Genomic DNA, 13,375 nt, shown 5'->3' on the forward strand with positions numbered 1-13,375 from the left:
TTTCTTAGAAAATTTATAGAGGTTTTTATCTTAAATAGGACTAAAGCAAGTACTAGTCATATAATACTATAGTTAAAAGAATTATAGAAGTAGATTTAAATTTACGATATAATGAAATTGTATTATATAAAATAATTTATGACGTTAATTTTTTTATTAATAGATATAAGTGGTATTTTAAGGGGAGTGATTACATATGAAAAAAATACTTGTAACAGGTGCTGATGGTTTTATAGGAAGTCACCTAACTGAGGAATTAGTAAAACAAGGAAATAAAGTCAAAGCTTTTACATATTACAATTCATTTAATACTTGGGGATGGTTAGATACATTACCTAAAGAAATAATGAAAGAGGTTGAAGTTTTTACAGGAGATGTACGTGATCCAAATGGAGTTCGAGAATCAATGAAGGGTATTGAGGAAGTATTTCATTTAGCAGCTTTGATAGCTATACCTTTTAGTTATCATTCACCTGATGCTTATGTAGATACAAATATTAAAGGGACTCTTAATGTGCTTCAAGCTGCTAGAGATTTAGATATATCTAGAGTTTTAGTAACATCAACATCAGAAGTATATGGAACTGCACAATACGTACCTATTGACGAAAGTCATCCATATCAAGGACAATCTCCGTATTCAGCAACTAAGATTGGCGCAGATAGATTAGCAGAATCATTTTATAGAAGTTTTAATATGCCTATAACAATAGTTAGACCTTTTAATACTTATGGACCTAGACAGTCAGCAAGAGCAGTTATTCCAACAATTATTACTCAATTACTTGATGGAAAAAAAGAGATTAAATTAGGTGCATTAACTCCAACAAGAGATTTTAATTATGTTAAAGATACAGCAAATGGATTTATAGAAATATCAAAATCTCATAAAACAATTGGTGAAGAAATTAATATATCAACTCAACAGGAAATATCTATTGGTCAATTAGCTGAAGAACTAATAAGACAGATAAATCCTAATGCAAAAATCATCTGTGATGAACAAAGACTTAGACCAGAAAAGAGTGAAGTTAATAGATTATTAGGAGCTAATGACAAAATTAAAAATCTTACAAATTGGAAACCAAATTATACTTTTGAGCAAGGTCTTTCAGAAACTATTGAATTTTTTAAAAATAACTTAGATAAATATAAAACAGACATTTATAATATATAGTCAGGAGGACAAGCTATGAGCCAAAAATTTATTCCTTTATCTGTACCAAACTTGAAAGGAAGAGAGCTTGAATATGTAACTCATGCAGTAGAAACTGAATGGGTTTCAACAGGTGGTACATATGTTACTGAATTTGAACAAAAAACCGCAGAATATGTAAAATCCAAAGGTGCTGTATCTTGTCAGAATGGAACTTCAGGCATTCACATTGCTTTAGAAGTGTGTGGAATAACAGGAGAACATGAAGTTATTGTTCCTACACTTACATTTATTGCAGCTGTTAATCCTGTTAAATATGTAAGGGCAGAGCCTATATTTATGGATTGTGATGACTCACTTACTATAGATACAGATAAACTATTAGAATTCTGTGAAGAAAAATGTACCTTTATAGATGGGAAATTAATTAATAATGAGACTAATAAACATATAAAAGCAATATTGATTGTCCATGTATTTGGAAATATGGCTGATATGGAGAATATAATGGATATTGCTAATAGATTCAATCTTAAAGTTGTAGAAGATGCTACTGAAGCAATAGGTACTTATTATATTAAAGGTAAATATAAAGGAAAATATGCTGGAACTATTGGAAATGTTGGAATTTATTCATTTAATGGAAATAAGATTATAACTACTGGTGGTGGGGGAATGATAGTTTCAGATGATGAAAATCTTCTTAAACGAGCAAAACATCTCACAACTCAAGCTAAAAGTGATACGTTGTATTACACTCATGATCAAATCGGATATAATTATAGGATGACTAACTTACAAGCAGCTCTTGGAATTGCACAATTAGAACAACTTGAACAGTTTATTGCAAATAAAAAAGAAAATTATAATTTATATAAGAAATATATCAAGAGTATTGATGGATTAACAATACTAGATTTTAGAGATGACATAAGACCAAATTATTGGTTCTATGCACTTTATTGTGATGAATATTATTCACTTAATAGGGATCAAATTATTAAATATTTATCTTCAAAAAATGTTCAATCAAGACCTATATGGGGATTAATAAGTGATCAAAATCCTTATTTAGGTAGTCAGACTTATAAAATAGAAAAAGCAAAGACTTATTTAAAAAATATTATAAATATACCTTGTAGTTCAAATTTAAGTAAGGAAGATGTATTTTATGTAATAAATTGTTTAAAGGATCATGAGACGTTATAGAGTTTAGTTACAAGAGAGGTGTATAGAGTGGAAGTAAAAAATTTTTTAATAGATCAAGAATGTACAATGTTAGAAGCAATGGAACTCCTAGATAATGTAGCTAAAAAGGTGCTTTTTGTTGTCAATAAAGGTAAGTTTGTTGCAGCTATAACAGATGGAGATATTAGAAGATGGATTCTCAAAAAAGGGAATCTGGATGCTACAGTAAAAGAAATGGCAAATTATAATCCAAAATATTTGATGCAAGAGGACAAGTGTTTAGCAAAAGAGTTTATGAAGAAAAATGCTATTGAAGCATTACCAATATTAAATGAACAAAAAGATATTGTTTCAGTTATATTATGGAATGATGAGGAAATTGAATCTAAAAAAACATTAAATATTCCTATAGTTATTATGGCTGGTGGTTTTGGAACTAGGCTTTATCCGTATACTAAAATTCTTCCTAAACCACTTATTCCTATTGGTGAAATTCCAATAGTAGAACATATTATAAATAGGTTTCATCAATATGGTAGTCATCAATTTTATTTAGTGGTGAACCATAAAAAAAATATGATAAAAGCTTATTTTAATGAAATTAATAAAAGTTATAAAGTTGACTATGCTGATGAAGAAAAACCTTTAGGGACTGGTGGAGGTTTGAGTTTACTTAAAGGCAAAATTAACTCTACATTCATATTGTCAAATTGTGATATTTTAATAGAAGAGGATTATGAAAAAATTTATAATTATCATAAAAAAGAAAATAATTTAATAACCATGGTATGTTCACTTAAAAATATTAAAATACCATATGGTGTAATTGAAATAAGTAAAACTGGTGAAATAGAAGAAATGAAAGAAAAACCAGAAATATCTTTTTTCACTAATACGGGGATGTATATTGTAGAGCCTAAAGTAATTGAGGAGCTTGAAAATAATAAAGTTATAAGTTTTCCAGATATAATAGAAAAATATAAACAAAATGGTCATAAAATCGGTATTTATCCTATTAGTGAAAAAAGTTGGCTAGATATGGGACAATTAGATGAGATGGAAGAAATGAGAAGAAAGTTGGAACGAGAGGATGTGTAATTAAAAATGAAATGGAATGGGTTACCTCTTTTAATTTTTGGAAGTGGAGGAATTTCTAAAGAAACTTACAACATTGTGAAACAAATTAATGAACATAATGGTCAGCAAGTTTATAATTTCTTAGGATTTGTTGAAGATGATATTTCTAAGGTTGGAAATGAAATAATTGATGGATATAATGTCATAACATGTGATAATAATATTACAGAATATACAAGTTACTTTCCAGTGATAGGTGTTGTAATACCTATAGGTAATCCTAAAATTAAGTCTATAATATATAATAAGATAAGTAATATTAAAAATATAGTTTATCCTAATATAATTCATCCAAGTGTTAAATTTGATATTAATAATGTTAAACTTGGAATAGGAAATATATTAACTGCGGGTGTAAATTTAACGTGTGATATAAAAATTGGCAATTTTAATTTAATTAATTTAAATTGTACAATTGGACACGATACAGAATTGAAAAATTATAATGTAATTAATCCTTTGGTTGCAATATCAGGGAATATAATTATTAAAAATGGTTGTTTAATTGGAACAGGAGCCAAGGTACTACAAGAACTTATAGTTAATGATAATTCAGTTATAGGATCAGGAGCTGTAGTTGTTAAGGATGTTGAAGAAAATAGTACAGTAGTAGGTGTTCCAGCAAAACTTATTAAGTAGAGGTGTTTTAAATGAATAAAAAAGTTTTTATTATTGCTGAAGCAGGAGTAAATCATAATGGTGATATTAATATAGCAAAAAAATTAGTAGATGTAGCAAAAGATGCGGGAGTAGATGCTATAAAATTTCAGACTTTTATATCTGAAAAAGTTGTTTCTATAAATGCTCCAAAAGCTGAATATCAAAATAAAAATACTTCATCAAAAGAAACTCAACTTGATATGGTAAAAAAACTTGAATTATCATTTGATGAATTTATTGAACTTAACGAATATTGTAAGAAAAAAAACATTGAATTTCTTTCTACTGCATTTGATTTTGATAGCATAGACTTTTTAAGTGGGCTGAATATGAAAAGATGGAAAGTACCATCTGGAGATATTACAAACTTACCTTATCTAATTAAAATTGCTAAGTTAGAAAAACCTATAATTCTATCAACAGGTATGAGTACTATGGATGATATTAAATCTGCAATTTCAATTTTAAAAGAAAATGGTTCACAAGAAATTACAATACTTCACTGTACAACAGAATATCCAACACCTTTTAGTGATGTTAACTTAAAAGCTATGAATACTATTAAAAATCAGTTTGGATTTGCTGTAGGTTATTCTGATCATACTAAAGGAATTGAAGTTCCAATAGCTGCAGTTTCATTAGGGGCTACTGTTATAGAAAAACATTTTACATTAGATAGAAATATGGAAGGTCCTGATCATAAGGCGAGCTTAGAACCAAATGAATTAAAAATTATGGTAGATTCAATTAGAAATATTGAAGTTGCATTAGGTGATGGAGAAAAAAGAATTGCTGAATCAGAGAGAAAAAACATGTCAATTGCAAGAAAAAGTATTATAGCAAAAATAAATATAGAAAAAGGTGAAATTTTAACAGAGAAAAATTTAACTGTTAAGAGACCTGGAAATGGTATTAGTCCAATGAATTGGTATCAAGTAATTGGAAAAAAGGCAGTAAAAGATTTTAAAGAAGATGAGCTGATAGAATTATGAAAAAAATTATTAGTATACTTACAGCTACAAGAGCAGAATATGGATTACTAAAACCTATAATAGAAAAATTAAACTCAATTGAAGAATTTGATGTTCGAGTTGTTGCTACAGGTGCACATCTTTCATCAGAATTTGGATTAACATACAAAGAAATTGAACAGGATAGAGTAATAATTGATGAAAGAATTGAAATATTATTGAGTTCAGATACACCTTCTTCTATTTCAAAATCAATGGGACTTGCTATGATTAGTTTTGCAGATTACTTTGAAAAATTAAATCCAGATATGTTGATTGTTCTAGGAGATAGATATGAAACATTTGCCGTATCTACAGTAGCAATGAATCAAAGAATTCCAATTGCTCACTTATATGGTGGAGAAACTACAGAAGGAGCTATAGATGAATCTATGCGTCATGCTATCACAAAGTTAAGTTATTTACATTTTACAAGTACAGAAAAATATAGAAAACGTGTAATTCAATTAGGAGAAAATCCAGAACGTGTTTTTAGTATAGGTGCTATTGGTATTGAGAATGTACTAAACCAAAAGCTTATGAATAAGTCAGAAGTTGAAAAATCAATTGAGTTTATGTTAGAAAAACCCTATGCAATTGTTACATTTCACCCTGTAACTTTAGAAGGGGATAATTCTAAAGAACAAATAAAAGAACTTTTAAGTGCTTGTAGATTATATGAAGATATAAAATTTATTTTTACCAAGGCAAATGCTGATTCAAATGGACGTGTTATTAATAAAATGATTGATGAGTTTGTAGATAATAATGATAATGCTATTGCCTTTACATCTTTAGGAATGATTAGATATCTTAGTGCTTTAAAATATTGTAGCATGGTAATTGGAAATTCTTCAAGTGGATTAGTTGAAGCACCTAGCTTTGGTGTACCTACAATAAATATTGGAGATAGACAAAAAGGGAGAATTCAATCAGATAGTGTAATTAATTGTAAACCATATAAAGATGATATTAAAAATGCCATAGATTTAGCATTGACTCAAGAGTTTAAAATTAAAGCAAAAAATACAATAAATCCATATGGAGATGGAAATACGTCATCAAAAATTGTAGAAATAATTAAGAATTTTGTTATTAATGATAAAATTAATTTGAAAAAGAAGTTTTATGATTGTGAGGTGGAATAAATGAAAAATCTTGCAATAATTCCAGCTAGAAGTGGTTCAAAAGGTCTTAAACATAAAAATATTAAATTATTAAATGGAAAACCTCTTATAGCTTATACAATTGAAGCAGCAAAAAAATCAGGTTTATTTAATGAAATATTTGTATCAACAGATTCAGAAAAATATGCAAAAATTGCTCAGGTTTGGGGTGCAAATGTCCCTTTTTTACGAAGTGATGAACTATCAACGGATACAGCTTCATCATGGGATGTTGTAAGAGAGGCTATAAATAAGTATAAAGAAAATGGAAAAGAGTTTGATACAATAGCTTTATTGCAACCTACATCTCCATTGAGAACAGCAGATGATATAATCGCTGGATATAATAAAATGAAACAAAAATTTGCAAATAGTATTGTTTCTGTTTGTGAAACCGATCATTCTCCACTTTGGTCAAACACTTTGCCAGAAGATAATTCTATGGTTAGTTTCGTTAAACAAGATATTATTAATTCAATTAGACAAGACTTACCAACATATTATCGAATTAATGGTGCATTATATATTGTGAGAACAAACTATTTAATGAGTAATAATAATATTTATAAGGATAGTAGTTTTGCAACAATTATGTCAAGAGAAAATTCAATTGATATTGATACTAGAATGGATTTTATTATTGCAGATGCATTAATGAAGGATAGATTAAGGTGATATAAGTTGAAATCTAAAAAAATAATGAATAAATTAAATAGTGAAATTAAGCAAGGGAGATATATATTAGGAGTTGCTGTAGGAGCTGGCATATCTGCAAGAAGTGCTTCAGAAGGTGGAGCAGATTTTTTATTATCATTGAATTCAGGTAAATTTCGTCAAATGGGGTTAGGTTCTCTAGGAGGATATTTATCAAATTCTAATAGTAATCAATTTGTAATGGATTTTTCTTTAAAAGAAATTCTTCCTAGAGTAAAAAATATACCAGTTTTGTTTGGATTAAATGCAACAGATCCTACAATAGATTTAAGATCTTATATTAATTTGATCAAAGATAAAGGATTTGCAGGAATTAATAACTATCCGACAGTAGGTTTATTTGATGGAAAATTTTATAATCATTTAAAAGAAGATGGAATTTCTTATGATGAAGAAGTAGAAGCTATTAAAGTAGCCCATGAAATGGGATTATTTACAGTAGCTTTTGTATTTAATGAATATCAAGCTGAAGAAATGGTTGATGCTGGCGCAGACGTTATTTGTGTACACCTTGGATTAACTAAAGGTGGGGATTTAGGAGCAAGTAAAGTATTGTCATTATCAAAATCTAAAGAGCTTGTAAATAATATCTTTAATATAGTGGATAAGAAAAGTAACGCTAGATTAAAAATGGTATATGGAGGACCTATACAAAATAAATCAGATATTCAATTTATATATAATAATACTTCTTGTGACGGATATATTGGAGGTTCTACCTTTGAAAGAATTCCTTCAGAAGAAGCTATTCATAAAACAACTATAGAATTCAAATATATGAGTTCCATTGAGGATCCTATTTTAGAACAATTAAATAGAAGTATTGATAGTCCTAAAGACTATGTAAAATTCATATTAAAATATATAGAAGTTCACTATTCTGAATCAATCTCTCTCAACGACTTATCAGAAATACTACATGTATCCAGTGAATATTTAAGTAGATTATTTAAAAAAGAAAAAAATATTAGTTTCAAAGAATATTTAATCAGTTATCGATTAGACAAATTTATAGACATAATGATAAAATATCCTAATCTTTCTATGAAAGAAGGAGCCATTAAAGTAGGGTATTTTAATTATGTTCATTTCAGTAAGTTATTCAAAAAAAGAAAAAGCATTTCTCCTAAAAATTATTTTATATCATATAAACACAAATAATGATCATGTTAGAACATGTATTTTTTAAAATGAATAATTTATAATATAGATAGTTAGAATTTTCAAATAAAATGTAGGAGGTAATTCAATGAAAACGTTAGCAATTGTAGGTACTTTTGATACTAAGGGTAAGGAACTATCTTATGTTAAAGAAATAGTAGAAGAACTTGGATTAAAAACTTTTACCATTAATACTGGTGTATTTGAATCTGAATTTAAAGTGGATGTTACTAATCAGGAAGTAGTAGCAGAAGTAGGAGAAAATATATCAGATATTGTAAAAAAACATGATAGGGGATATGCCACTGAAGTTCTATCTAAATCTATAGAAAAAATAATTCCTAGACTATATAATGAAGGAAAATTTGATGGAATTATATCTTTTGGAGGAACTGGAGGAACTTCCATAGTAACTCCTGGTATGAGAGCTCTCCCTATTGGTGTTCCAAAGATAATGGTATCTACAGTAGCAGCAGGTGATACTTCATTTTATATTGGAACTAGTGATTTAATAATGATGCCATCTGTTGTAGATGTGGCAGGATTAAATAGAGTATCTACACAGATTTTCCAAAATGCAGCTCATGCTATTGCTGGAATGTTGAAATTTGAAAGTAAAAAAATAGAACATAAAAAACCTTTAGTAGCAGCAACTATGTTTGGTCTTACTACTCCAGCTGTAAACTATGCTACAGAATATTTAGAGAAAAGAGGGTATGAAGTCCTTATATTCCATGCAACTGGTGTAGGTGGAAAGACAATGGAAAGTTTAATTGACAACGGATATATAGAGGGAGTATTAGATTTAACTACAACTGAATGGTGTGATGAATTGTTTGGTGGTGTATTGAATGCAGGACCAAATAGATTAGAAGCAGCTGCACTTAATAAAGTACCTCAAGTAGTATCTTTAGGAGCAATTGATATGGTCAATTTCGGTTCTTTTGATACTGTACCTAGTAAATATAAGGGAAGAAAATTTTATAAGCATAATCCTTCTGTAACACTTATGAGAACTAATAAGGAAGAAAATAAATTATTGGGAGAAAAAATAGCAGAAAAATTGAATCTTGCTAAACAGGATACAGTTTTAATAATTCCAAACAAAGGTCTTTCTGGTATAGATAAAGAAGGAGAAGTTTTTTATGGTCCTGAAGAAGATAAAATACTATTTGATAGTATTAAAAAGAATTTAAATAGTGATGTAGTAAAAATAATTGATATGGATACAGTAATAAATGATAAGAACTTTGCAGAAACTGCAGCCCAAGAATTAATCCATATGATGAATAGAAAAAATAATAATTAACATTAAATTACAGAAAGGTGAATAAATAATGAGTATAAAAAGAGAAGAAATTATTTCAAAATTTAGACAAAGAGTTGAAGATGGTGAAATTTTAGTAGGAGTAGGTGCTGGCACAGGTATAACTGCTAAAAGTAGTGAAGCAGGTGGTGCAGATATGCTAATTATTTATAACTCAGGAAGATATAGAATGGCAGGTCGTGGTTCTCTTGCAGGGCTTTTAGCATATGGTGATGCCAATGAGATTGTTGTAGAAATGGGATCAGAAGTATTACCAGTTGTAAAAGATACACCTGTTCTAGCAGGAGTAAATGGTACAGATCCATTTAGAGTAATGGATGTTTTCTTGAAGCAATTAAAAGACCAAGGGTTTTCAGGAGTGCAGAACTTTCCCACAGTTGGATTAATTGATGGTGTATTCAGAAAAAACTTAGAAGAAACAGGTATGGGATATGATTTAGAAGTGGATATGATAAGAAAAGCTCATAAATTAGGATTATTAACTACTCCTTATGTATTTGATACAAATCAAGCAAGAAAGATGGCAGAAGCAGGAGCAGATATTATTGTAGCTCATATGGGATTGACAACTAAAGGAAGTATTGGAGCTCAAACTGCATTGACTCTTGATGAAAGTAGTAAAAGAGTAGAAGAGATTGCAGATGCTGCTAAGGAAGTTAATCCTGATGTTTTAGTTATTTGTCATGGCGGACCTATTGCTGAACCAGAAGATGCAAAATATGTTTTAGAAAATACTAAGGGAGTACATGGTTTCTTTGGAGCATCAAGCATTGAAAGGTTTGCAGCTGAAAAAGGTATAAAAGAACAAACAGAACAATTTAAAAAAATTAAAAAATAAAATATAACTGATATAGTGAATATGAATGCAATCTAATTGAATATGAGGATTTTTAATCCTCATATTCATCTTTTAAACACAATGATTTAAAGGTCCACTACCTTTTCCTATATCAAGTCCTGATTTTAGTGCTTTAGTTATATATTTCTTAGAATTATATACACTTTCTTCCATACTTAATCCTTTTCCAAGATTACATGCTATTGCAGATGATAATGTACATCCTGTACCATGAGTATTTGGATTACTAATTCGCTTTTCATTAAACCATATTGGTTTTTTCTCATAGAAAAGCAAATCATCAGCGCTATCAGAAAGATGTCCACCTTTAATTAAAATATGCACATTTAAGAATTTGGAAATTTCTTTGGCTGCTTTTATCATATCTTCTTTATTATTAATATTAAAGCCACATATACTTTCTGCTTCAAAAATATTGGGTGTAATTATATCAGCAATAGGTAATAGCTTAGTTTTTAAAGTATTCATTGCATCTTTACTCATTAATTCATGACCACTTGTTGAAAACATGACAGGGTCTACTACTATATTTTTACATTTATATTCTTTAAGTTTATTATAAATTACTTCTATTATTTCTTTAGAAGATACCATTCCAATTTTTATTGCATCTGGGAAAATATCTTCAAAAATACAATCTAATTGTTTAGATACAAACTCAGGACTTGTTTCAGATACATCATAAACTCCAGTAGTATTTTGGGCAGTTAAAGCTGTAATGGCGCTCATAGCATACATTTTGTGAGTTGTAATAGTTTTTATATCTGCTTGTATACCTGCGCCTCCGCTACAATCTGACCCTGCAATAGTTAAAATTTTTTTCAAAATAATTCCTCCATTTCTTTAAAAGAATATATAAAATGATTACTTAGTTTTTTTATTTTTTGTAAGTCTTTCTTTGATGATTTATCATAAACTCCTACAACATCAAATCCTTCATTTTTAGCTGTCTTTATTGAGTAAAGAGAATCTTCGAACACAATAATATCTTCTTTAGAAAGACCTAATTTTTGCATTGATTTTATATAAATATCTGGTTTAGATTTTCCAGCAGAGATTTCTTTTGAAGTAATAATAAACTCAAAATAATCTAAGATCCCTAATCTTTCAAGTGCTTTTTTTGAAAGTGTTTTATCTAATTCAGTTGCTATGCACATTCTTATGCCTTTTGATCTAAGTTTATAGATATATTCTTTTATATAAGGTTTTAATTCTATTTCATATATATATTTATTTTTTACTATTTTATTAATAGACTTAATTATTTCTTCTGTAGATAATTTAATTCCAAATGAATTCTTAAAGTAATTTGCAGACTCATTAAAACTCATTTCTTTTATAATTTCATTTAAATTATAAGGTGGTACTATATTGTGGTTTTCCAAAAATGTTTTTCCAACATTATCCCAACTATCCATTGAATTTAAAAGAGTTCCATCTAAATCAAATATAGCTGCTTTATACTTCATAATTCACCATCTTAGAAGCTAAATCATATAACCTTTTAGTAGCAGCATAAATATTTTCTTTTGAAAATATTGCAGATATAACGCAGATTCCATCAATATCAGTATTTTTCAAATTAAATATATTTTCTTCATTTATGCCTCCTATTACTACTACTGGTATTGAAACAGAATTACAAATATCTTTTAAAGTATCCATAGATATTACATTTACATCTGATTTAGTATTTGTTTTAAAAGCAGAACCAACCCCTATATAATCTGCTCCATTTTTTTCTGCTATTTTTGCTTGTTCTACTGTACTTGCAGATACTCCAAGAATTTTATCTTCTCCTATTATATTTCTTGCATTTTTAGCATTCATATCACCTTGTCCTACATGAACTCCATCTGCACCACATTTCATTGCAATATCTACATTGTCATTTATAACAAAGGGAACTTTGTATCTATCTGTTACATCTTTTATTTCTTTTGCTTCTTTTAAAAAATCTTCAAAGGGGAAGTCTTTTTCTCGTAATTGTATAAATGTTGCTCCTGCTTTCAAAGTATCTTCTACTTGTTCTACAAGAGAATTTTCTCCTAGCCATGTTCTATCTGTTACTACATATAAAAGCATAGATTTTTTATCTATTTTCAATATTTGCACCTTCCTTTAATTTTTTATAATTCATTTTACTTATTTCATCAATTAAAAACATCCTATAACTAGAAGTACCACCATCTGCTTTTTGTAGTTTTTTAAAAGCTACTTCTCCAGCAAGACCCATATGAGCCACAGCTATAGAAGTTGAATCAAGAATATTATTCTTATTTGCACCACAATATGTGCCAATTACATTTGTAAGCATACAACCTGTACCTGTAACTTTAGACATTAAATAATGTCCATTATATATAATATTTGCATTTTTATCACTTGCTACAATATCAATTGCTCCTGTTAGTGCAATGATTGCACCAGTTTTTTTACTTAGATTTTTACAAAGTGTAATCATATTGTCTAAGCTTTTTTCTTCTACTTTATCTTCTTCATTTGCATCTACACCACTAGTAGTGCCACTTCCTTCATAAATAGTTTTTATCTCAGAAGCATTTCCTCTAATAACAGAAAACTGTATTTCTTCTAACAGCTTAAAAGTTACTTCATTTCTAAATTGAGATGCTCCTACAGCTACAGGATCTAATATAACTGGATTTCCAATTTCATTAGCTTTTTTACCAGCTTTTATCATTGATTTTATAACTCTTTCATTTAGAGTTCCTATATTAATAACTAAAGCGTCACAGATAGAGTTTATTTCTGCTACTTCTTCAATACCATCTGCCATAATAGGAGAACCTCCAGCAGCTAATACAATATTTGCACAATCATTTACTGTTACATAATTTGTAATAGAATGAACTAATGGTGTTGTATGTTGTACATTTTCATAAATTTCTTTAAACATTTTAATTCCTCCATTGAATTGGTTTTTATATTATTTATATAAATAATATACTGGTAATTATAAAGTATAAAAGGGGACAA

Annotated in this window: 14 protein-coding genes; 10 read left to right on the forward strand and 4 right to left on the reverse strand. The window is 28.5% G+C overall.

Going from position 1 to position 13,375, the window contains the following annotated elements; all coding sequences use genetic code 11:
• Nucleotides 1-196 precede the first annotated feature (196 nt).
• From E0D94_RS03225 to E0D94_RS03270, 10 genes are all read left to right on the forward strand, one after another.
• On the forward strand, nt 197-1,177 hold the full coding sequence (locus tag E0D94_RS03225) for an NAD-dependent 4,6-dehydratase LegB (RefSeq protein WP_130805865.1): 981 nt from the start codon (nt 197-199) through the stop codon (nt 1,175-1,177).
• Between the two features lie 15 nt (nt 1,178-1,192).
• Nucleotides 1,193-2,365, forward strand: a complete 1,173-nt coding sequence (locus E0D94_RS03230; protein WP_130805866.1) for a LegC family aminotransferase — start codon at nt 1,193-1,195, stop codon at nt 2,363-2,365.
• A gap of 27 nt (nt 2,366-2,392) precedes the next feature.
• Nucleotides 2,393-3,442, forward strand: a complete 1,050-nt coding sequence (locus tag E0D94_RS03235) for a sugar phosphate nucleotidyltransferase (protein ID WP_130805867.1) — start codon at nt 2,393-2,395, stop codon at nt 3,440-3,442.
• 6 nt (nt 3,443-3,448) lie between these two features.
• Complete coding sequence (locus tag E0D94_RS03240) at nt 3,449-4,120, forward strand: PglD-related sugar-binding protein (protein WP_130805868.1); 672 nt, start codon at nt 3,449-3,451, stop codon at nt 4,118-4,120.
• 11 nt (nt 4,121-4,131) lie between these two features.
• On the forward strand, nt 4,132-5,133 hold the full coding sequence (gene neuB / locus E0D94_RS03245) for an N-acetylneuraminate synthase (RefSeq protein WP_130805869.1): 1,002 nt from the start codon (nt 4,132-4,134) through the stop codon (nt 5,131-5,133).
• Nucleotides 5,130-6,299 (forward strand): UDP-N-acetylglucosamine 2-epimerase, encoded by a 1,170-nt coding sequence (gene neuC / locus E0D94_RS03250; protein WP_130805870.1) that lies wholly within the window; start codon nt 5,130-5,132, stop codon nt 6,297-6,299. Before neuB ends, neuC begins: the two co-directional genes overlap by 4 nt.
• Nucleotides 6,300-6,992 (forward strand): acylneuraminate cytidylyltransferase family protein, encoded by a 693-nt coding sequence (locus E0D94_RS03255; RefSeq protein ID WP_130805871.1) that lies wholly within the window; start codon nt 6,300-6,302, stop codon nt 6,990-6,992.
• Nucleotides 6,993-7,016: 24 nt separating this feature from the next.
• The gene (locus E0D94_RS03260; protein ID WP_130807334.1) at nt 7,017-8,192 is read left to right on the forward strand and encodes a phosphoenolpyruvate hydrolase family protein; all 1,176 of its coding nucleotides are present in this window, start codon (nt 7,017-7,019) and stop codon (nt 8,190-8,192) included.
• Between the two features lie 88 nt (nt 8,193-8,280).
• On the forward strand, nt 8,281-9,501 hold the full coding sequence (locus E0D94_RS03265) for a Tm-1-like ATP-binding domain-containing protein (protein WP_130805872.1): 1,221 nt from the start codon (nt 8,281-8,283) through the stop codon (nt 9,499-9,501).
• A 28-nt stretch (nt 9,502-9,529) separates the two neighbouring features.
• The gene (locus E0D94_RS03270) at nt 9,530-10,357 is read left to right on the forward strand and encodes a phosphoenolpyruvate hydrolase family protein (protein ID WP_423213394.1); all 828 of its coding nucleotides are present in this window, start codon (nt 9,530-9,532) and stop codon (nt 10,355-10,357) included.
• Nucleotides 10,358-10,429: 72 nt separating this feature from the next.
• Here E0D94_RS03270 and thiD read toward each other — a convergent pair whose 3' ends face one another.
• Genes thiD through thiM form a run of 4 tightly spaced genes read right to left on the reverse strand, consistent with a single transcriptional unit; the run spans nt 10,430 to nt 13,295 of the window.
• Nucleotides 10,430-11,203, reverse strand: coding sequence for a bifunctional hydroxymethylpyrimidine kinase/phosphomethylpyrimidine kinase (gene thiD / locus E0D94_RS03275; protein WP_130805874.1), 774 nt, complete (start codon nt 11,201-11,203; stop codon nt 10,430-10,432).
• On the reverse strand, nt 11,200-11,847 hold the full coding sequence (locus E0D94_RS03280) for an HAD family hydrolase (protein ID WP_130805875.1): 648 nt from the start codon (nt 11,845-11,847) through the stop codon (nt 11,200-11,202). The genes thiD and E0D94_RS03280 overlap by 4 nt, the downstream gene beginning before the upstream one ends.
• Entirely contained in the window at nt 11,837-12,484 is a 648-nt protein-coding gene (thiE, locus tag E0D94_RS03285) for a thiamine phosphate synthase (protein WP_130805876.1), read from the reverse strand. The genes E0D94_RS03280 and thiE overlap by 11 nt, the downstream gene beginning before the upstream one ends.
• Nucleotides 12,471-13,295 (reverse strand): hydroxyethylthiazole kinase, encoded by an 825-nt coding sequence (gene thiM, locus E0D94_RS03290; RefSeq protein ID WP_130805877.1) that lies wholly within the window; start codon nt 13,293-13,295, stop codon nt 12,471-12,473. The genes thiE and thiM overlap by 14 nt, the downstream gene beginning before the upstream one ends.
• Nucleotides 13,296-13,375 lie beyond the last annotated feature (80 nt).

The sequence above is a fragment of the Senegalia massiliensis genome (genome assembly GCF_900626135.1).
Taxonomy (GTDB): domain Bacteria; phylum Bacillota; class Clostridia; order Tissierellales; family SIT17; genus Anaeromonas; species Anaeromonas massiliensis.